This window comes from Amycolatopsis sp. VS8301801F10, from assembly GCF_046195355.1.
In the GTDB taxonomy this organism is placed as follows: domain Bacteria; phylum Actinomycetota; class Actinomycetes; order Mycobacteriales; family Pseudonocardiaceae; genus Amycolatopsis.
This window is the reverse complement of record NZ_CP176065.1, coordinates 1,055,818-1,075,620: the sequence shown is the minus strand read 5'-3', so window position 1 is coordinate 1,075,620 and position 19,803 is coordinate 1,055,818. Positions and strand designations below refer to the sequence as shown.

Sequence of the window (19,803 nt, the reverse complement as noted above, 5' to 3'; positions counted from 1 at the left end):
CACCGAGCACCGGGCGCCGGGCACCGAGGACCGGGCACCGGGCGCCGGGCACCGAGGACCGGGCACCGGGCGCCGGGCACCGAGGACCGGGCGCCGGGCACCGGGCACCGGGCACCGGGCGCCGAACGCCGAGCACCGAACGCTGAGCGAGTAGCCGCGCGCCGAGCATCCTCATCCCAGCCCAGGATTCACCGGCACCACGTCGCCTGACCCCGGATTCTCCACCGCATCACCTCGCCTCCACTTCCTCCGCTTCCCGCCAGCAGCTGCCCGTCCGCAGCCAAGCCCGTCACTCAAGCCCCGCCACCGAGCCCCACCACTCAAGCCCCACCACCGAGGCCGCCGCTCGTCTCACCGTCCGGTAGCCCCGTCCGTCACCTCCCTCAGCAGGTCTGCGTGTCCGTTGTGCCGGGCGTACTCCGTGGTCATCGACAGCAGCATCCACCGCAGCGAGAACGGCTCTCCCGTGGTCTTTCCGACCCCCTGTGCGTCCAGCGACGAAGCCGCCGCCACGATCTCCCGGCTTCGGGCGCACTCCGAGCGCCACAAAGCCAGTGCCTCGCCGAAATCTCCGTCCAGGCGGTCGAAGTCCTGGTCCGGGTCGTCGTCCGAATAGTGCAGCAGCGGGACGTCCTCGCCGGCGAACTGGATGCGGAACCACCATCGTTCGACGCCCGCCAAGTGCCGGACCAGGCCGTGCAGCGACATTGTGGACGGCGGGATCACCCGCGCCGACGCGGCTTCCTGGCTCAAGTCCGCGCACTTCAGCGCGAGGGTTTCCCGGTGCCACTCGAGGTAGGCGAGGAGCGTCTCGCGTTCGTCGGCGACGCGGGGGATCGGCGGGCGGTCGCTCTCGGCGACTTTGGACAGATGCTTCGGGATCTGGGTCATGAGACGAGCGTCTCACCCGCCACCGACAATTTTCGGCGCCGAGCCGTCGCATCGGGTGCACGGGACACCGGCCGCGCGCAGCAGTGGGCTAGACCACATGGCGGGGCCGGGTAGCCGCAGAATCCGTTTCTGTCGATGCGGAATTCAGGTGAATTCCGGTGTTGATCAGCACACTCAGGCACGGTTCCCGCAGCGTGTTGTCGCTCCGTCAGAGGTATCGTGATCGGCATTCCGGGGATTAATCTTCTCGGCGGCCCGGGAGCGCCCGCTCCGCCGAACGGCGGATGCTTCCCGGGGCCGGACGCACGAATGAAACGGTGAATACAGCGCCATGGTCGGAGCGAGTGTGCCGATGGTCGAGTTGTCGATGTACAGCCACGCCGGTGGGCAACTCGACCGGCTGTGCCGGGCAGTGGGATTCGATCCGGAAGAACGCCGGCACCTGGAACTTCTCCGGTTGTTGCTCGGCGAGTCCGGGGAATTGACCGTCGACGCTCCGGCGCAGTTCCCGTGCAATGTGGCGGACGACACCACGCCGGTGGAATTCTCGGTCGCATTCGACGCCAATGGCGATTGTGTGGTACGGGTTCTCGGCGAGACCGTCGGGGCCCCGGACCCGCGCTCGTTCCTCGCTCAGGTGGCCGAGGAGTACGGCCTGGTCACCGACCGGCTCGACGCGGTGGCCGACCTCTTCCTCCCGCACGAGGAGCGCCGCGGGCCGTTCACGCTGTGGTACTCGCTGATCTTCCGCAACGGCTCCGCACCGAAGATCAAGGTGTACCTGAACCCCCAGATCGGCGGCCCGACCATGGCGGATTCGCTGGTCAGCGAGGGGTTCCGGCGGCTGAACCTCAGCGAGGCGTTCGACCCGGTGGTCGAGCACGCGCTGCGCCGCGGCGAGCGCGACAACTTCACCTTCTTCGCGCTCGACCTCGACGACGATCCGCTGTCCCGGGTCAAGGTGTACGTCTCGCACGACGCCGCCGAGGCCGAGGACGCGGTGCGCGCGGCCGAGCTGGTGCCGGGGGCCGACCCGATGCTGATCCGCGAGTTCCTCGCCGTGCTGGGCGGCGGAAAAGGCCCCTTCGAAGGCCGTCCGCTGATTTCCAGTTATTCGTTCGTCGAAGGGATGGGCGGCACTCCCGGAAACTACAGTATTTATCTCCCGATCCGCAGTTATGTGCCGGACGACGAAGTGGCCCGGGCTCGCGTGCACGCCATTCTCGCGCAGTACGACTTCGACCCGACAAAACTGGACAAAGCGCTGGCAGCGGTTTCGAACCGGCCGCTGCGCGACGGTGTCGGACTGATCGCGCACGTGTCGTTGCGCATGGGCGAATTCGGTTCCGGAATCACGGTGTATCTGTCCTCCGAGGCTTATGCGGTAGCGCCGCCGAGAAAGCGGCCGGTGCTCGGCCGAATGACCTGACGCGGTAGTTTTCGGCTGTCACCCACAACTGGAGGAAACACCCTGATGCGGACCTTCCCGCCGTACCGTTCCCAAGTCGTCGCCGAAATCCCGGTCACCACTCGTGCCGAGCGGGAACAAGCACTCGCCGCGGCGGGCTACAACGCCTTCAACCTGCCCGCGAACAAGGTCAGCATCGACCTGCTCACCGACTCCGGCACCGGCGCGGTCTCCACCGCACAGGAGGCCGCCGCGGCCGCCGCGGACCGTTCCTACGCCGGGTCGGATTCGTTCTACCGCTTCCGGGACGCACTGGCCGACCTCACCGGATACCCGCACCTCCTGCCGGTGCACCAGGGCCGCGCGGCCGAGCGCGTGCTGTTCTCCAGCGTGCTCGAAAGCGGCCGGATCTCGGTCAGCAACACGCATTTCGACACCACCCGCGCGAACGTCGAACTGCTCGGCGCCCAGGCGATCGACCTGCCCTGCGCGGAGTTCGGCGACCTCGACAGCCTCGAACCGTTCAAGGGCAACATCGACCTCGACGCGCTCGAACGCCTGCTGTCCGGACCGGACGGTGCTCGCGTCGGCCAGGTGCTGCTCACCATCACCAACAACGGCGGCGGCGGACAGCCGGTCTCGATGGCCAACCTGGCCGCGGCGGCGAAGCTCGCGCGGGCGCACGGCGTGCCGGTTTTCCTTGACGCCGCGAGGTTCGCGGAAAACGCGTGGCTGGTCATCCAGCGTGAGCCGGGCTACGCGGACAAGACGCCGCGCGAGGTCGCGCGAGAGGCGTTCAGCCTGGTCGACGGCTGTGTCGCGAGCCTGAAGAAGGACGGCATCTCGCCGATGGGCGCGTTCATCGGCCTGACCGACCCGGAACTCGCCCAGGCCTGCGAAACCAACCTGATCGCCACCGAGGGCTTCCGCACCTACGGCGGCCTCGCCGCGCACGACCTCGACCGCGTCGCGAAGGGACTGCAGGAAGTTGTCGATCCGCACTACCTCGCCGCGCGCGCGGGCGAGGCGGCCCGGCTCGCGAAGCAGGCCAACGACGCCGGGGTGGACATCGTGCAGCCGCCGGGCATCCACGCGCTCTACCTCAACGCGGGTCGCCTGCTGCCGCATCTGTCGGCATCCCGGTTCCCCGGCCATTCGCTGGCCTGCGAGCTGTACCTGGAGGGCGGAATCCGTTGCGTGGAACTGGGTTCGCTCTACCTCGGCACCCTCGACGACCAGAACGAGCTGATCACCCCGGCCCCGTTCGAGCTGGTCCGGATGGCGCTGCCGCGGCGCGTGTACACCCAGGGCCACTACGACTACGTGGCCGAAATCCTGCGCGACATCGCGAAAAACCCGGAGCGGGTGCCCGGCTACCGGATCGTGGAAGCGCCGAAGATCCTGCGGCACTTCAATCTCCGGATGGCCCCGGTCCACTGAGGAAAGCGAACGAGGGGGCTCCCCGCGCCGGGAACCCCCTCGCTGGTCCGAAATCCCCGGCTCAGGCGGGCTGCGGGACCACCGTCATCGCGTGCTTCACCAGCCGGATCAGCGCGATCTTGCTCGAATCCCGCTGCCGCGCGTCGCACATCACGATCGGCACGCCGTCGGGCACCACGAGCGCCTCGCGGATCTCGTCGGGGGTGTAGCGGGGCGCGTTGTCGAAGCAGTTCACCGCGACGACGAACGGGATCTTCCGCCGCTCGAAGAAGTCGACGGCCGCGAAGCTGGTCTCCAGCCGGCGCGTGTCGACCAGCACGACGGTGCCGATCGCGCCGCGCGCCAGGTCGTCCCACATGAACCAGAACCGCTCCTGGCCCGGGGTGCCGAACAGGTACAGCACGTGCCGCGGCGAGATGGTGATCCGGCCGAAGTCGAGCGCGACCGTGGTGGTCTTCTTGTGCTCCACGCCGGAAAGGTCGTCGACGCCGGTGCTCGCCTCGGTGAGCACCTCCTCGGTGGACAGCGGCGGGATTTCGCTGACCGAGGCGACCATCGTGGTCTTCCCGGCGCCGAACCCGCCGGCGACGATGATCTTGACCGGGGTCGGCACCGACGCCGCGGCGTCTTCAGAGCTTGATGAGGCCATCGAGAACCGCCTGGAGAGTTTCGTGGTCCGGCACCTGGGCCGGCTGACGGGACGGGGCGCGGGTGATGACGAGGCCGCGGTCGATCAGGTCCCCGCACAGCACGCGCACGACGCCGAGCGGCAGCTTGACGTAGACCGCGATCTCGGCCACCGACAAGGGTCTGCGGCACAGCTGCGTGATCGCCAAGTGCTCCGGGCCGAGCCCGACCGGGTCCGATCCCTGCTGCAGCGTCATCACCTGGGTGGAGAGGTCGAGCTGGTGTTCGGACGGCGTCCGCCCGCTGGTGATGGTGTAGGGCCGGACCAGCGGCCCGGCGGCCTCGTCGTACCAGCCGTCGTCGCTCATGTCGCCTCCCGCAGCAGGTTCGCGGCCTCGCGCGGGGCCGACGCCAGGTAGTCGCCGACGCGCTTGACCAATCGGTTCATCTCGTACGCGATCATTTCGACGTCGATGTCCGCGCCGGCGAGCACGGCGAGGCACGCGCCCTGCCCGGCCGCCGAGACGAAGAGGTACCCGCGTTCCATCTCGATCATGTTCTGCAGCACCGGCCCGCGGTTGAACTGCCTGCTCACCCCTTTGGCGAGGCTCTGCAGGCTCGAGGCGATGGCCGAGAGCTGGTCCGAGTCGTCCTTGCTCATCCCGGACGACTTGCCGAGCAGCAGGCCGTCGGCGGACAGCACGATGGCGTTCTGCGCGCCGACGACACGGTTGACGACGTCGTCGAGCAGCCAGTTGAGATCAGGGGTGGAGTTCCCGTACTCGTTCATGCGGACAGACCCTGACTTTCGGTGTGGTGAGGTGTTCGGTCGTTATGAGTCATTTTGCCCGCCTCGCGCCCGGCGGGTGCCCTTGTGGAACGCCATCAGCGTCCGTGCGGTCGTCTCGCCCGCGTTGGTCACGTCGATGTCCTCGGCGGTCGGATCGTCCTGCAGCTGAGCGACCAGGTTCTGCTGCGGCTGGCGGCGCGGGAGCCGCGGCCGGTCGTCGCCCTGCAGCCCGCTGAGGTCGGGCTCCTCGGCGACCGGTACGCGCGGTGCCGCCGGGACGTCCGGGATCTGGCCCGCGGACGGCGGATACGGCTCCGGGGTGCGCGGGTTCGGCGTCGGAAGCGGACGGGCGGGGTACGGCCGCGGCGCCGGCTGCGCTGCCTCCGGGGCCGGTCGCTGCGCGGCGCTTTCCTGCGCGGGCGCGCCGACCTGGGCGAGCGCCGGGGCCTCGTCCGCGGTTTCGGGCGCGTTCGCGTCGGCCAGGTGGTTCGACGGGATCAGCACGGTCGCCCGGGTGCCGCCGTAACGCGACGGGTCGAAGGTGACCGTGATGCCCAGCCGGGAAGCCAGCCGCGCGACCACGAACAGGCCGAGGCTGGAGTCCGCGCGCAGGGCCATCGCGTCGAATTCGGGCGCGTCGGCCATCATCGCGTTGGCCCACTCGCGCACGCCCTCCTTCATGCCCAGCCCCTGGTCGGACACGTCGACCACGACGCCGCGCGCGACCATCCGGCTGGTCACCTCGACCTGCGAACCGGGCGGGGAGAACGACGTCGCGTTGTCGACCAGCTCGGCGATGAGGTGAATGGTGTCCGCGACCGCGGTGCCGACGATCGCGACGTCCGGCACCTGCTCGACCTGCACCCGCGAGTACTGCTCGGTTTCCGAGACGGCCGCGCGCAGCACCTCCATCAGCGAAACCGGTTTGCGCCAGCGCCGGCCCGGCTGCTTGCCGCCGAGGATGATCAGGTTCTCGGTGGTCCGCCGGGCGCGCGCGGCGAGGTGGTCGAGCTGGAACAGCGACGCCAGCTGGGTCGAGTTCTCTTCGCGGCTTTCCATTTCGTCCAGGATCTGCAGCTGCCGGTGCACCAGCACCTGGTTGCGGTGGGCGATGCCGAGGAACACGTTGTGCACGCCGCTGCGCGCCTTCGCCTCGCTCGCCGCCGCGTTGACCGCGGTCAGCTGCGCGGTGTTGAACGCTTCGGCCACCTGGCCGATCTCGTCCCGGCCGTGGTCCAGCTTCGGCAGCTCGGCCTCGATGTCCACCGGATCGCCGCTCTTGAGCCTGCGGACGATGTTCGGCAGCCGGTTGCGCGCCAGGTCGAGCGAGTCGTTGCGCAGCCGCTCGAGGCGCGTCATCAGGGTCCGGTCGACGAGCGAACGGGACACCCGCACCGCGACGATGATCGCGGCCAGCGAGGCGAGCAGGGCCACGATGCTGCCGATGATGGCGTTGCGCAGCTGCGCGTTACCGGAGTCGATCGCGGCGGCGGAAACCTGGTCGGCCTGTTCGATGGTGAGCTGGTTCAGACCTTGCGCGACCTGCGCGGTCAGCGCGTGCCAGTCGCCCGCCGAAACCGGGACGCTGTTCTGGTCGCTGCTGGTCCACGGACCGTGCTTGATCAGCGAGTCCTCGGCCGCGTTGAGCCGCTTCCACGCGTCGCTCGTCGAGAGCTGCTGATAGTGCTGGCGCACCGCCGGTTCGAGGAACGGCGAGATCTGCGCCAGCTGCGTGCGGTAGTAGCCGACCAGCTGGGAGAACTGGACGAAGTCGTCGGGGGCGAAGGCGCCGCCGGAGAACGCGGCCGACACCAGCGACGTCTCGCGCGACATCAGGTCGCCCGCCCGGAACAGCGAGGTCGCCGAGATCGCGCCCTGCACCGCGGTCGCGTCGGGGACGATGCGCGCCTGGGTGTCGAACAGCGTCGCCGCGGAGTCGAGGACGCCGTTGTAGTAGGCGTTGACCTGTGCGCGGTTGATGCTGCGGAAGTTGACCTGCGAGCGCAGCACCGGCAGCTGGTCGAGCTGCGCCTTGAGCGCGGTGACCTTGCCGGCGATCTCGTCCGGCGCGCTGGAAATGGTGGCCGCGAAGGCGTCCTGCAGCCCCTTCAGCTTGCCGTCGCTGTCCTGCTCCTGCTGCTGCAGCTGCTGCGGGCCGGAGCTGGGGCTGTCGAGGTACTGCAGGGCGAGCTGGCGTTCCTGCTGCAGCGACGACAGCGCGGTGAGCGCGGGGATCGAAACGTCCCGCACCGAGCCCGCGACGAGCCGCACGTACAAGCCGTTGATGAAGAAGGCCGTCGCCAGCACCGCCCACAGCACGAGCAGGGTGATGCTCGGGATCAGGACCGTCCGGGTCAGCCTCTTCCGGATCGACTTGTCGTACGCCTTGCCGGGATCGTCCTTGTTCTCCACGATGATTCACGAACTCCTGGGTCACCCTCGGCGAGAGTGCGGACACGGCCGGGGAAGCGGACACGCCAGTGGGTGCGAGTGGTCCTCGTCACGGAAATCTCGGATACACCCTTCGTAGGCCCACCGAACGGAACAGCCCCGGTTTCTATCACGAACGAGGGCCTCGTGGTTCCGCTGAACGAGCAGCCGAACGCCGTCTTGACGGCGGCTACCGACCGTAGCGGCGAGTTACCCCGGCGTTTTTCGAGGCCCCGGGCCTGGTTGCGGTTTTCGGACCAGCGGGCTGGGCTGAATGAGTGATTCAAAAAGTGTCCGGACACTCAGCCGAGGTTCCGCGTGGTGGAACTGTCGGCGAATTGACATGTCGACAACTACCGTCCACAGTGGACTAGTGCGGGATCCGCGGCGTGGGGCCGAGGAATGGGAGCAATTCGGTGCCGTCCTGAAGCGCGGCGAGAGTGCGCAGGACTCCGGCGCCGCCGGTGGCGACGTCGGCGGACAGTCGTAGCAGGCGGGTGCCGGGGAAGGCAAGGCCGCCGCGGAACGGGACCGCGTACCAGGAAAGCCGCGTCAGGTGCCGTTCGATCGCGTCCTGGGTGCGCCGGTCCGGGGCGCTGCTGAAGGCCAGTCCGGCGGCGAGCCCGCAGCGGCCGTTCAACAAGCCCGGATGGAGTGCGAACTCCCCGCGGCACGCGACGCGAAGCGCGGGCAGGCTGCGCGCGGCCTTCGCGTCGAAGCGGTAGCGCGCCAGTTGTTCGGTGACGATCAGGATCCCGGCGCTGCCGATTCCCGCCCCGCGCCGCGAACCCCGGTTGCCGTCGCGGACCGGCAGCGAGCCGTCCAGCGCCGGGACGCATTCCTCCAGATCGCGTTCGAGCGCCTGGTCGGCGAACGACAGCCAGGCCGGTTCGCCGGTGCGTTCGTAGAGGCGCAGGAACAGCAGCGCCGGGCCGGACCAGCCGTACAGCAGCCCGGCCTGCGCGGAAGCGCCCGGCGGTTCCGCGGTGTCGAGCGCCTCGGCGAGCCGGATGCCGATGTTCAGCGCCTGCCTGCCGAATTCGTTGTCGCCGCGGGTCGCGGCGAAGTGCAGCCGGGTCAGGCCGATGCCGGCCAGCCCGCTCGCGAGGTCGTGGCCGACGGTCTGGTCGACCAGCGCGCGCGAGGCGGCGAGGAGGGCGGCCGCGGCCTTGCGGTAGCCGAATTCCTCCAGCACGTAAGCGATTCCGTGGCTGCCGTCGTAGAAACCCGCGCGGCTGGGCTGGTGTCCTTCGACCGCGTCGAGGAGCCACTGCTCGTGCTCGGGGAAGCGGCCGGCTCCCGCGACGTGCAGCGAGTGCAGCACGCCCGCCGCACCGGTGCCGAAGGTCGCGCCGCCGACGCGGAACTGCTCGATGTCGCCGGGGAACAGGCGATCCGCGCGCTCCGGGGTCGCGCACGCCAGCAGGGCTTCGGCGATCTGCTTGCGCACCAGGCTCCAATCGGGACGGGGTTCGTCGAGTTCGGTGTGCGGGGGTTCGGTGCGCGGCGCGATGCGGTCGGCGTATCCGGCGGGCAGCGAAAACCGGCGTTCGGTGAGCTCGGCGGCCCAGCGGAGGCGGTCCGGCACCAGGTGGTAGAGCGGGGCCAGCGGAAGGAAGAGACGCAGCCGGAGGGCGGTTTCGTCGCGGTCGAAGCCGGTCAGCGACACCGTGCCGGAGCTGTCGACCAGGATGCTGTGCGGGTTTTCGAGGACGACACCGCGTTCGGCGGCTTCGGCGACAATGCGGTCGACCTGCGCCAGCACGGACAGCGCCTGTTTGCGGTAGGCGGCGAGGTCGGTTTCGGGGCAGTCGCGGCGGGTGAGCGGGTAATGCCGGGTGAGCCAGACGTCCAGCGGCAGGCCGGGGCGGTATTCCCGGACCAGGTAGTGGCGCTGCCCGGCGAGGTACGCGTGGGTTTTCGGGATGCCGGGGATGCCGGCGAGCCGCTTGAAGAGGTCGTGCTTGCGTTCCAGCCGCGCGACCGCGTCGACGCCGTCCGCGTCCAGTCCGGTGTAGGGCCAGGCTTCCTCCACGAGCACCCGCTCGCCGCCGCGTTCGGCCAGGTAGACGGCCGTGCCGTGGGCTCGGCGGAGCACCTCGACGACCGGGTGCGGCGGCACTGGAGCCTCGGTGTACTCGGCGACGCAGTCGGGAATCCGGACCCAGCTGGGCACGGAGAAGTCCGGGCCCTGGGGCGCCGGTTCGAGCGCGCTGCTCGGCCTGCGCAGAGCGGGCACGCGGGCGCCGCCGTGCTCGGTCCACAGGTGCACGAATCCGGCGTAATGCACGTGAACCGGGCATTCTCCGCAGCGGAGCGCGCCGTCGATATCCGGGCCGGGCTCGCCGGCGAGGAGTTCGGAAAGATCGTCGAGGATCCGTTCCAGCGCGTTATTGTCGGGAGGATAAATAGTGGCCAGCGCACCGGTTCCGCCGGTCGTCGGATATTCGGCATTGCGGTCGAGGAAAATCGAGCGGGAACGCAGGTGCCGGTGATGCAGGCGACGGTCCCGGCAGTACTCGCGGACGCGGTCCAGTACCCGGTCGACGTTGCCCGGTGCGGCGGAAATCTCCACGGCCCAGCCCTGTTCGGGCAATCCGGCGCCGACGGGGCGGAGGTAGCGCCAGTGCTCGCACTGCTCTACCGTCCATTGTGGACTGTACGGGGCGGCTGCCAGGTCATCGGCGGATACTTCCCGTCGGCGGTCGAAGAACCACGGATCGGCGAGGCAGAATGCCTCGTGCCGGACGTTCATAAAAGTGGATCCTTCCACGTGTGCGCTTCTCCGGTGCTCCGGCGACGGAAACCATTCCCGCACAGCTTCGCCGTCGCGCCAATCCGCCATTTCAGCGTTCGGCGGACCCAGGCGGGGCGAGGATAATTGCGGCGGTGGCGAACCGAGGGTGATTCCTTGTCGCCCGGTCGGGCGGGATTTCCGTGGCATTCGGGAATTGACGGAATGCCAGCGACCCGTTCCGGTGAAAGTGGCGCCGGCCACGCCGTCGGCCCCTCGCCCGTCCGGGCCCGCGGGCGAGGCGGGTACGTTGAGGCCGGCGGGCAAAAGGAGGAACGGGTGATCGTCGGGTTCGCGATAGCGGTCGCTGGATGCGCGGCGCTCGTCGCGCTGTGGAGTTTCGTCCAGGCCGCGCGCAAGAAGCTCCCGGACACCCCGCTGCTCGTCGCGCTCGCGGTGATCGAGGTGCTGCTGGTCGTCCAACTGGTGATCGGGATCGTGCTGCTCGCCGGCGGGCACCATCCGGGCAGCCTCGCGACCTACCTGGCTTACCTGATCGGCTGCCTCGTCGTGCTGCCGGTCGGCGCGGCGTGGGCGCTGGCCGAGCAGAGCCGGTCGAGCACGGTCGTGCTCGGCATCGCCTGCCTGGCCATTCCGGTGATGGTGCTGCGACTGAACGAGGTGTGGAGTGGAGCAAGCGCGTAAGACGGCTACCGGCCCCGGCCGGATCCTGGTCGCGGTGTACGCCATCTTCGCGCTCGCCGCGACGTCGCGGGCGGGCGTCCAGATCGGCACGAAGTTCCACGAGGCACCGCTGGCGTACGTGCTGTCGGCCTTCGCCGCGGTCGTCTACATCCTGGCCACGATCGCGCTCGCCCGCGGCGGCCGGACGTGGTGGCGGATCGCGCTCGCCGCGTGCACGGTCGAACTGCTGGGCGTGCTGACGGTCGGCACCCTGAGCATCTTCGACCGGCAGGCGTTCCCGGACGCCACGGTGTGGTCGGTGTACGGGCAGGGGTACCTGTTCATCCCGCTGGTGCTTCCGGTGATCGGCCTGTACTGGCTGCGCCGGACCCGCGTAACCGGCTGAGGAACAGTACGCGGAACTGTCCGTAGCGGCGGTCGCGGCAGAAGAACAGGTGGTCCCCGGCTACTTTCGCCGGTTCTGGTTCCTGGGCGCGGCCTCGATGATCGAGGCCCCGTCCCCACCGGAACCGCGGCGACGAAGCCGCAGAAACGAGAGACCATGCGTTTGCGCACCTGTTTGCTCGTGCTCGCTACCGCGCTTGGCCTAGCCGGATTCGCCGGTCAAGCCGCTGCGTCCAGCGGGCCGTCCTCGACCCCGGCGATCATCGGCGGCGGTTACGCCTCGAACGCACCGTGGGCCGCGCGGCTGTTCGTGAACGGGCAGCAGAACTGCACCGCCACGATCATCGCGCCGCAGTACATCCTCACCGCGAAGCACTGCGTCGCCTCCAGCGGGACCTACACCTTCCGCATCGGCAGCCTCGACCAGAGCAGCGGCGGCACGATGGCTACCGGGGCCGCGATCACGCGCTACCCCGGTGCCGCTGACCTGGCGATCGTCCGGTTGTCCACCTCGGTGAACGCGACGTACTCGCCGCTCGGCACGTCGACCGACGTCCGCGCCGGGCAGACCGTGCAGGTGTACGGCTGGGGCGCGACGAGCCGCTGCGGTTCGGAGATCAACTGCCAGTCGCGGTACCTGAAGGTGGCCAACGTGCGGGTCACGACGCCGTCGTGCAGCGACTACGAAGGCGGCGTCGCGGTGTGCGCGACCCGGATCGACGGCATCACCGCGGGCGGCGACTCGGGCGGCCCGATGTTCGCGTCCGGACGGCAGGTCGGCGTCGCCTCGACCAGTGACCGGCAGAGCAGCACCGCCTACACCAACATCACGCGGTACCGGAGCTGGATTTCGCAGGTCGCGGGCGTCTGAGCTGGTTGCCGTCTGAATTTGTCGGTGGTCCGGCCTAGGGTTGGCAGTGCGCACCGCTTCCGTTGCGCGGAGGAGGAGAACCATGCCCGACAAGCTGATCCCGGGGCCGGACCACCCGATCACCGTTGAGCCCAACCCCGCGCGGGTGGTGGTCAAGGCAGGCGAGAGGACCGTCGCCGACACCACCCGCGCGCAGGTGCTGCGAGAGGCGAACTACCCGCCGGTGCAGTACATCCCGCTGGAGGACGTCGACCTGGCGATGCTGGCGCCCACCGAGCACCGCACCCACTGCCCGTACAAGGGCGACGCTTCGTACTACAGCCTCACCGCGGTGCCGGACGGCGAGAACGCGGTGTGGGTGTACGAGGCCCCGTACGACGCGGTGGCTCCGATCAAGGGGCACGTCGCGTTCTATCCGGACCGGGTGGAGATCGAGGAGGTCGGCTGAGGGGTTCTTGGCGGGCTTTCGGGCGGTTGCTGGGCGCGGTTTTGGTCTGCCGGGTGGATCGGCGGGTTGGAGCTGCGGGTTAGGGCTGCGGGGTGGAGCTGCGGGGTGGAGCTGCGGGGTTGGAGCTGCGGATTGGCTGGGCTGACGGCAGGGTTTGGGTGAGTGCCGTTCGCTTTTGCCGCTCTGGTTCCGGTCGTCTCCGTCGCGGTGGCTTGCGGTTGGTGTCGCCGCCGTGGCTTCCGGTCGTTGTCGCCGCCGCCGTCGTCGCCCTCGGTTGCCGGGCGGGAATCGGGAGCGGTTCTTCGGTTGGCCCATGGCTGATCCGGGTTCGGTGCCGATCTAGTTCGCCGCTGCTTCGGGTTGTCGCTGCTCGGGGTCGGATGGTGGTCCGCTCTGTTGCCGTTACGGATTCGGTGGTGACCTAGTTCGCTGCCGCTGCGGGTTGCTGCTGCGCCGGGGTTGGGTGGCGCTCCGCTTTGCTGTTGTTGCAGGTCGGGTGCTGTCCCGGTTCGCTGCCGCTGCGGGTTGTTGCCGCGCCGGGGTTGGGTGGCGCTTAGCCCTGCTGCTGTTGCAGGTTCGGTGGTGACCTAGTTCGTTGCTGCTGTGGGGTGTTGCTGCGGCGGGGTTGGGTGGTGCTCTGCTCTGCTGCTGTTGCAAATTCGGTGCTGACCCGGTTCGCTGCCGCTGCGGGTTGCTGCCGCGCCGGGTTCGATGGTGCTCAGCTCTGCCGCCGTTCCGGGGTCGGTGCTGTTCCGTCTTCGGTGGTGCTGCGGTTCGCGCTGTTCCGGCTTTGCGGCGGTTCCGGGTTGCCACTGCTCCGGGTTCGGTAGTGCTCCGGTTCGCCGCGGTTCCAGATTTGTCGCTGCGTCGGGTGCGGAGGCGATCGCGGTGTGGTGCTGAGCAGTGCTGCGGTGCGGTTCAGCGATCGTCCTCGAGCCAGGACGCCTCCCCGGCCTGTTGCAGCGCGTTCCACAGCAGGTTGAGCGGATGGCTGTCCGGGTACGAGGACCGTTCGCCGCGCCGGGCGAACACGCCGACGAGCAGTTCGAGTTTCGGCTCGATGTCGTCGACGAGCCCGATGGTGCGCAATCCGGAGGCGGCGTGCAGACGGTTTTCGCCCGCGGCCTCGCCGAGCCCTTGGGTGACGAGCATGCAGCCGCGGATCAAACCCGAACGGAGCAGTTCGAATCCGTATTGTGCGGAGTCGATCTCGGCTACGATGTCGAGCCGGTTGCGGTAGTCCGAGCCGAACCAGCCGCGCATAAAGTCGTTGATCACACCGCCGCTGGGCACGACGAGCGGAAGCGTCGGCAATTGGCTGGTGGCAACGGTCTCGCCGGGTTTCGGAGTGTCCATATTGGTCACGATGCCGAGCCCGCTGCGCCGCCATTCGAGCACGTCGACGGAGTCGAGCGCGCTGGTCGTGACGACGCTGCCGCAGACCAGGTCCACGTCCTTGGCCAGCAGCCGGTCGATCAGGTCTTTGGTGCGCACGTGCACCACGTTCAGCTCGATGTCGCGGGCGCGGAACTGCTCGGCCACGAGATCGCCGGCGTGGGCCAGGCTGCCGAGGGTGTAGCGAGTCGCGCCGACGGTGAGCGTTCCGCCGAGTTCGCGACGGCATTCGTGAATAGTGTCCAGCCATTCGGTGAGAGTACGGCGAGCTTGTTGTGCGACGGCGCGTCCGGTGTCGGTAAAAAGAACGTCGCGACCGCGCCCTTGGCGGTGCAACAATGGTTCTCCGCACAATTCGGAAAAATTGCGGTTGAGAGTGTCGAGTTGTTTTTGCACACTGGACTGGTCGCGGCCGAGCGTGCGGGCGGCGGCGAGGGCGGTTCCGGTTTCCGCGACCGTGATCAGCGTGCGCAACTGGTCGAACGTCGTGTCGAGCAGTGCAGGCGAGGAGCGAAGGAGCCTGCTGAGCACGTTGAACGACGGCGACCGGAACGGGCTGGGTGCGGACATCTGGCAGGACTCGCCTTCTGCGTTCGCTTCTCGGACGACGGAGAGCCTAACCTGGCCTTCCTGATCTCGCGGCCAGTTAAAAAAATCTGCAGATAATATCGGCGAACCAGTGGACGGCGCAAGCAGTCGGCGGGAAACTCCGTGACGCTTGATTCGATTGCTGATCCAAGGAGTTCGACAGAAGTGAGTTCGTTCAGTTCCCCCGGCGCGCGGCGCTCCCGCACCCTGACCATCGGCGGGGGGCTGGGATTGGTCGGCGCGCTCAGCGGACTGCTGTGGGGTGCGATGGTGCTGGTGCGAGGCGAGGGCTTGATCCGCCCAGCCGTGCAGGAATACCTGCAGGCCGAAGGAAGGGACCTGGCCAAGAGCGGCCTGCTGACGGTCGACGATCTGACCGGAATCGCCATGCCGTCGTTCAACAGCCGCGCGGCGATCTGGCTGGTCATCGGCCTGGTGACCCTGGTGTCGGCGGCGATGGTGCTCGCCGCGCACAACTGGGCCAGGGTGGTGCTGACGGTATTCGCGGTCTTCGGCATCGGCCTGGGCCTGCGTGATCTCATCGACCTGAACCCGGCGCTGTTGAACGCCTTCGACACCCTCGCAGTGCTGACCTTGCTCGCGGTACTGGTGGTGCAGTGGCTGCCCGGAGCCAACCGAGCGGTACGGGCACGAAAGAACGCGGCTTTCGCCCGGAAAGCCGCAGCGCTCGCGGTCTGATGTTCTCTTTCAGGGGACGCGGTGTTTTGCGGGCGGCACGTCTGAGGGGTCGTGCCGCTCGGAAGCCCGCATGCCGAACCGCGCCGGAGGACGACTGTGTTGGGGCAGTCCCGGAGGGCGGCGCGGCAGTGTGGTGAGGGGTGTTTGTCTGCGAGGCGTTGCGGGAGGGGCGGCGTCTCGGAGGTGATCAGTTCGACGGACGGCTGCCTTGGCCGACGTTCTTCCGGGGACGTCCGCGGGTGCTTGATCTGGGCTTGCTGCATGGCGGATGACGGCTGATGTCCTTGAGGGATGGCTGCCTTGAGTGAGGGTGTCCGGGGGAGGGTCGGGTTGGCCGAGGTTCTTGCCGGGACGCGCGTGCGTGAATCGGCCCGTTCGAGGGGGGCGGGTGGGTGAAGCCGTGGAGGGGCGGCTGCCTTGGGCGAGGGTGTTCGTGTGTGGGTGGGGTTGGCCGAGGTTCTTGCTGGGACGTGCGTGGGTGGATCGGCCCGTTCGAGGGGCGCGGGTTGGTGATGGCCGAGGCCCTTGAGGGGCGCTTGCCGTGAGCGATGGTGCTTGAGGGGGGGCGAGCGTGGGGTGTTAGCCGACGTTCCTTCAGGGACGCCCGCGCGTGCGGAACCGGCCGTTCGAGGAGCGGGGGGGATGGCCGGTGGCGTTGAGGGTGGCTGCCTTGGGCGGTAGTGCTTGAGGGGGGGCGAGGGTGGGGTGTTGGCCAACGTTCCTCCGGGGACGCCCGTGCGTGCGGGAACCGGTCGTTCGAGGAGCGGGGATGGCCGGTGGCTGCCTTGGGCGATGGTGCTTGAGGTGGGGTGCTGGTCAACGCTGCGTCAGGGGCGTGCTTGGGCCGGGTTCGGTTGAGGGGAGCGGGTCTCAGTGATGGCCAACGTCCTTGCGGCGACGGTCGATCGAGCGATGGCGTCTTGCTCCAGATCCGTTTGAGGGGACGGATGCTGACAAGCGCTAACGCTCCTGAGCGGTCGGTCGCATGATTCGACCGGGCTTGTCGGGGAATGTCGCCGGAGGGGCGGCGTTCGAGGGGGCAGGCCGTGAAGGCAGCGCTTGAGGGGAGCGTTGCCGCAGGGGTGTTTCCACGCGAGGGGGAGTTCCGCCTCGCCGCTTGATCGGCGGCGAGGCGGGACCGGGACACCGGGTCACGGAGTCCCCGGGGGCGCGCGGCAGCCGACCAGGCACCATGCGCGTCGCACGCCGGTGAGCGCTGAGAGAGGTGGTCCGGCCGCAGATTCGGAGTTACGCTCCGAGCGTCGGCGGCGTCGGACGCATGCCGGTTTCCGGGTCGACGGCGGTGCCATCATCGGCGAAGAGATCTACATCTAAAACGTACTTCCGTTCATGCTCTTCGTCTTCTTCATTCTTGCCACGTTGCCCTCCGGGCGCTGCGGCTCCGGGCAAGCCCTTCCCGCCGGGGGCACCACGTTCCGCGGTGGTTCGGGAAGCCGGGCCTTCGCTGGTGCCTGCTCCGGAGCGAGGGCCTGCCTCGCCGCCGAGTCGGCCGGAACTGCCGCCGGGTTTGCCGGAGCCGGAGCCGGAGCCGGAGCGTCCGGAACCGCCTTCGGTGCCTGAGCGTCCGCTGCCTGGTTGTCCGGTGCTGATGCGTCCGGGACCGCCGCCGAGGCGTTCTGAGATGCTGCCTGGGCGTCCGTCGAGGGGGCTCGTGATCGGTGTGATGCCGAATTCGTTCAGCGGGCCGGGCGCGGAGGGGGTCCTCGTTCCACCGTGCCACGGAGGGGCCACGTTTGGTCCCGGGGCGGGTGGAGTGTAGCCGGAGGTGCTCGTGTGGTCGCTTCCGTTGCCAGGCAGGGTGTTCGGGGTTGAGGACGGGGTGCCAGGCGGGGTGTTCGGGGCCGATGCGGGGGTGTTCTGGTGGACAGTGCCCGGAGTGAAGGTCGAGCCGGTCCCGTCCGGTGAATGGTGCTGGTCGCTGGGAGCGGCCGGTCCGGGGTCGGCGGAGGGATGCTGCTGAATGGTCACGTCGCCGCCGTCGTAAGCGCCGATTTTGCCGTAGTCGACCTTCAGCTGTTGCGTGTTACCCTGACTGTCTGAGGTAAACTTTTCGTACGTATCAAGGTTTTTCTGCTGCGCGCTGTCGTGCTCGATGAGCTGGGACATGACGTCCGCGTTCATCAGGCCGATCGCCGGCGTCGGGCTGCCCGTGGGCGCGGGTGGGATCGGCGTGAGCTGATTCCGCAGGTTCTCGTGCAGGGCGATGCCGGTGGCGTGGGTGTTTTCGTTGGCCGCGAAGGCTTGGTGTGCGTCGATCGCCGAAGCGCGCACCGTGCGCAGCCGTTCGGCGACGAGGTCTGCGCCTTGGCCGGTCCAGGAAGACTCGAGTTTCGTCAGCGTTCCGGAGAGGTCCTGGCTCAGTGCTTCTTGCTCGGTGGCCAGTTCGCGGGCCATGGTCGCGCCTTCGCGCCAGCCGCTGGGTTCCGCGGCCTGCACCTGCTTGACGATGTCCTCGATCGGCACCGTCAGTTCCTGATGCTGGTCCAGGTACTGCTTGATCGGCTCCCAGAACTTCATGTCACCGCCCGGCCTTCTGCTTCAGCGTGGTGAGGACGTCGTTGGCGACGTCGGCCGCGAGCGGGCACGGGTCGACGGTCCCGAATTTGCTGGAGCCCGGGGTGACCTCGACGGCGAAGGACAGCCGATCGGTGACACCGACGTTGACGTCGCAGGTTTGGGAATTCGGGCCGGGCTGCGTGCTGTAGGCGACGGCGGGGAAGCCTTGGATCGGCTTGAGCACTTCGAAGCGCTTCATCTGCGGGCGGACGTTCACGTAGACATTGCTGAGGCCGTCGTTGTTCTTGTCGAAGAACGACAGGCCGATGAATCCGTGGGTGCCGGGGCTGGTCCAGTCGCAGGCGCGGACGGGGGAGGTGTCGGGCTTCCCGGGCACCGCGGAACCGAGCTGGCTGGTCAGTTGCTGCGGGGTGAGCGCCTGGCACGGATCGCCGGACAGCACGTCGTCCGGCAGCGGGTTTTCGACCTTCGGCGCGCCGCCGTAGGGCAGGCTCTGGGTCGACGGCGCGGAAGGCGTCGGGGTGCCGTCCTTGGGGGTGGAACAGCCGACGGCGAGGACAGCGACGCCGAGCACCGCGACTGTCGTGCGCAGTTTCATCCGATTTTTCCTGCAGAGTGAGCGCCGGGGTCGACGTTCTGGACGGTCTTGGTCTGGTCCTGTTCGTTCTGGTTGATCGCGGCGAGTGCTTTCTGGATCCGGTCGGCGAGCTCCTTGACGTAGCGCAATTGCAAGTCGATATGCCCGCCTCCGTAGGAGAACGCGCCTTCCTTCCCGTTGCCGTCGCCGACCATCGCGACGTGCATCGCCGTGGTCGACGGGTCCTTCGACGGCGGCTTCATCGCGCACAGTGCGGTGACTTTGCGCTTCATGGAAAGGAGCCGGTCCTGGTACTCCAGCAGATCCCGGAGGATCTCCTTGGCCGCACCGGCATCCAGGGAGAATCCGCTCTGGCGGGGCTGGGATTCCCAAGGGTGCAAGATCGAGAACTCGACGTCCTCCCACACGCGAAGCCCTCCCCATGTTCGGTGTCGGCAAATGCAGACAGCTAACAAAGTAGCTGATCACTCACTGCCTGTGTGACGTTCTCTAAAATGCGGAAGCCGACTAGACATTAATGCTCTAGTCGCAATTTCTATGCCAATCCGAAAATGCGCAGTTCAGGCCGACAAATGCCGGACCGCGGCCCGGTGGAGGTCGGGCAGCAGGGGGACGGAGCTGGCGGTCAACGGCACCGCGTCACAGCTCTAGGAAAGCGCCCGCTTCCACACTTCGGCAGCACAACGGCACAGCTCGGCCGGCTCCACTGCCGCTGGATCGAGCAGGCACTGCAGGGCGATGCCGCGGAGTTGTCCGACGATGGCCACGGCGATTTGCTCCGGGTCGACGTCGGCGCGGATGGTGCCCTCGGTGATGCCCGCGCGGATCTCCTCGCGCAAGTCGTCTCGGAAGGACTGGTCGCGTTCGCGGAAGATCGGGGCCAGTTCCGGGGCTGTCATCGATTCCGCCCACAGCACCAGGAAAGCCCGGCTTCGCACGTCCGGTTCGCTGAGCTGGGCGAGGTAGCCGTCGATCAGCCGCAGCAGCCGGTCCAGGCCGGGTGGCAGGTCGGCCAGGCCGGGGACAAAACCGGTCTGCGTAGTGCGGGCGAGTTGTTCCAGCAGTGCCTTTTTCCCGCCGAAGTGGTGGGTGACCAGGCCGCGGCTGTACCCGGCCCGCTCGCCGACGCGCGCCAGGGTCACGGCGCGCACGCCTTCCTCGACGACCAGCTCGGCGGCGGCTTCGAGCAGCGCGGCCGACGCCTGGTCGCGGCGTTCCTGTTGCGTGCGGCGGGGACTGGTCACGGGCAGAAACCCT

The 19,803-nt window shown here is 68.5% G+C and carries 18 protein-coding genes; 7 read left to right on the top strand and 11 right to left on the bottom strand.

The window, feature by feature from the left end; all coding sequences use genetic code 11:
• Positions 1-351: 351 nt before the first annotated feature.
• A complete protein-coding gene (locus tag F9C11_RS05170) occupies positions 352-891 on the bottom strand; it encodes a DinB family protein (protein WP_409183758.1) in 540 nt (179 codons plus the stop codon).
• Positions 892-1,222: 331 nt separating this feature from the next.
• Here F9C11_RS05170 and F9C11_RS05165 point away from each other — a divergent pair, with 331 nt between their 5' ends.
• On the top strand, positions 1,223-2,320 hold the full coding sequence (locus F9C11_RS05165; protein ID WP_409183757.1) for a tryptophan dimethylallyltransferase family protein: 1,098 nt from the start codon (positions 1,223-1,225) through the stop codon (positions 2,318-2,320).
• A gap of 45 nt (positions 2,321-2,365) precedes the next feature.
• Positions 2,366-3,739, top strand: coding sequence for a tryptophanase (locus F9C11_RS05160; RefSeq protein ID WP_409183756.1), 1,374 nt, complete (start codon positions 2,366-2,368; stop codon positions 3,737-3,739).
• A gap of 61 nt (positions 3,740-3,800) precedes the next feature.
• Here the strand turns inward: F9C11_RS05160 and F9C11_RS05155 are convergent, their stop codons facing one another.
• The 5 genes from F9C11_RS05155 to F9C11_RS05135 form a co-directional block, all read right to left on the bottom strand.
• Complete coding sequence (locus tag F9C11_RS05155; protein WP_101436420.1) at positions 3,801-4,388, bottom strand: ATP/GTP-binding protein; 588 nt, start codon at positions 4,386-4,388, stop codon at positions 3,801-3,803.
• The gene (locus tag F9C11_RS05150) at positions 4,369-4,734 is read right to left on the bottom strand and encodes a DUF742 domain-containing protein (protein WP_037807351.1); all 366 of its coding nucleotides are present in this window, start codon (positions 4,732-4,734) and stop codon (positions 4,369-4,371) included. The genes F9C11_RS05155 and F9C11_RS05150 overlap by 20 nt, the downstream gene beginning before the upstream one ends.
• Entirely contained in the window at positions 4,731-5,156 is a 426-nt protein-coding gene (locus tag F9C11_RS05145) for a roadblock/LC7 domain-containing protein (RefSeq protein WP_009071597.1), read from the bottom strand. The genes F9C11_RS05150 and F9C11_RS05145 overlap by 4 nt, the downstream gene beginning before the upstream one ends.
• Positions 5,157-5,198: 42 nt before the next feature.
• The gene (locus tag F9C11_RS05140; RefSeq protein WP_409183755.1) at positions 5,199-7,568 is read right to left on the bottom strand and encodes a nitrate- and nitrite sensing domain-containing protein; all 2,370 of its coding nucleotides are present in this window, start codon (positions 7,566-7,568) and stop codon (positions 5,199-5,201) included.
• A 388-nt stretch (positions 7,569-7,956) separates the two neighbouring features.
• Positions 7,957-10,341 (bottom strand): serine/threonine protein kinase, encoded by a 2,385-nt coding sequence (locus tag F9C11_RS05135; RefSeq protein ID WP_409183754.1) that lies wholly within the window; start codon positions 10,339-10,341, stop codon positions 7,957-7,959.
• A gap of 318 nt (positions 10,342-10,659) precedes the next feature.
• On the opposite strand from F9C11_RS05135, the gene F9C11_RS05130 reads away from it, so the two are divergent.
• The 4 genes from F9C11_RS05130 (at position 10,660) to F9C11_RS05115 (ending at position 12,728) form a co-directional block, all read left to right on the top strand.
• Entirely contained in the window at positions 10,660-11,025 is a 366-nt protein-coding gene (locus F9C11_RS05130; RefSeq protein WP_037368907.1) for a hypothetical protein, read from the top strand.
• A gap of 22 nt (positions 11,026-11,047) precedes the next feature.
• Entirely contained in the window at positions 11,048-11,410 is a 363-nt protein-coding gene (locus F9C11_RS05125) for a hypothetical protein (protein ID WP_409186818.1), read from the top strand.
• Between the two features lie 156 nt (positions 11,411-11,566).
• A complete protein-coding gene (locus F9C11_RS05120; RefSeq protein WP_409183753.1) occupies positions 11,567-12,280 on the top strand; it encodes a S1 family peptidase in 714 nt (237 codons plus the stop codon).
• A gap of 82 nt (positions 12,281-12,362) precedes the next feature.
• Positions 12,363-12,728, top strand: coding sequence for a DUF427 domain-containing protein (locus F9C11_RS05115; RefSeq protein ID WP_409183752.1), 366 nt, complete (start codon positions 12,363-12,365; stop codon positions 12,726-12,728).
• Between the two features lie 918 nt (positions 12,729-13,646).
• Here F9C11_RS05115 and F9C11_RS05110 read toward each other — a convergent pair.
• Complete coding sequence (locus F9C11_RS05110) at positions 13,647-14,693, bottom strand: LysR family transcriptional regulator (protein WP_409183751.1); 1,047 nt, start codon at positions 14,691-14,693, stop codon at positions 13,647-13,649.
• Positions 14,694-14,876: 183 nt separating this feature from the next.
• On the opposite strand from F9C11_RS05110, the gene F9C11_RS05105 reads away from it, so the two are divergent.
• The gene (locus F9C11_RS05105; protein ID WP_409183750.1) at positions 14,877-15,410 is read left to right on the top strand and encodes a hypothetical protein; all 534 of its coding nucleotides are present in this window, start codon (positions 14,877-14,879) and stop codon (positions 15,408-15,410) included.
• A 1,248-nt stretch (positions 15,411-16,658) separates the two neighbouring features.
• Here F9C11_RS05105 and F9C11_RS05100 read toward each other — a convergent pair.
• From F9C11_RS05100 to F9C11_RS05085, 4 genes are all read right to left on the bottom strand, one after another.
• The gene (locus F9C11_RS05100) at positions 16,659-17,948 is read right to left on the bottom strand and encodes a hypothetical protein (protein WP_409183749.1); all 1,290 of its coding nucleotides are present in this window, start codon (positions 17,946-17,948) and stop codon (positions 16,659-16,661) included.
• A 1-nt stretch (position 17,949) separates the two neighbouring features.
• Positions 17,950-18,546 carry a DUF3558 domain-containing protein gene (locus F9C11_RS05095; RefSeq protein ID WP_409183748.1) on the bottom strand — a complete coding sequence of 199 codons (597 nt, stop codon included), beginning with the start codon at positions 18,544-18,546 and terminating at the stop codon, positions 17,950-17,952.
• Complete coding sequence (locus F9C11_RS05090; protein WP_409183747.1) at positions 18,543-18,953, bottom strand: hypothetical protein; 411 nt, start codon at positions 18,951-18,953, stop codon at positions 18,543-18,545. Before F9C11_RS05090 ends, F9C11_RS05095 begins: the two co-directional genes overlap by 4 nt.
• Positions 18,954-19,193: 240 nt before the next feature.
• Positions 19,194-19,790, bottom strand: a complete 597-nt coding sequence (locus tag F9C11_RS05085; RefSeq protein WP_409183746.1) for a TetR/AcrR family transcriptional regulator — start codon at positions 19,788-19,790, stop codon at positions 19,194-19,196.
• Positions 19,791-19,803 lie beyond the last annotated feature (13 nt).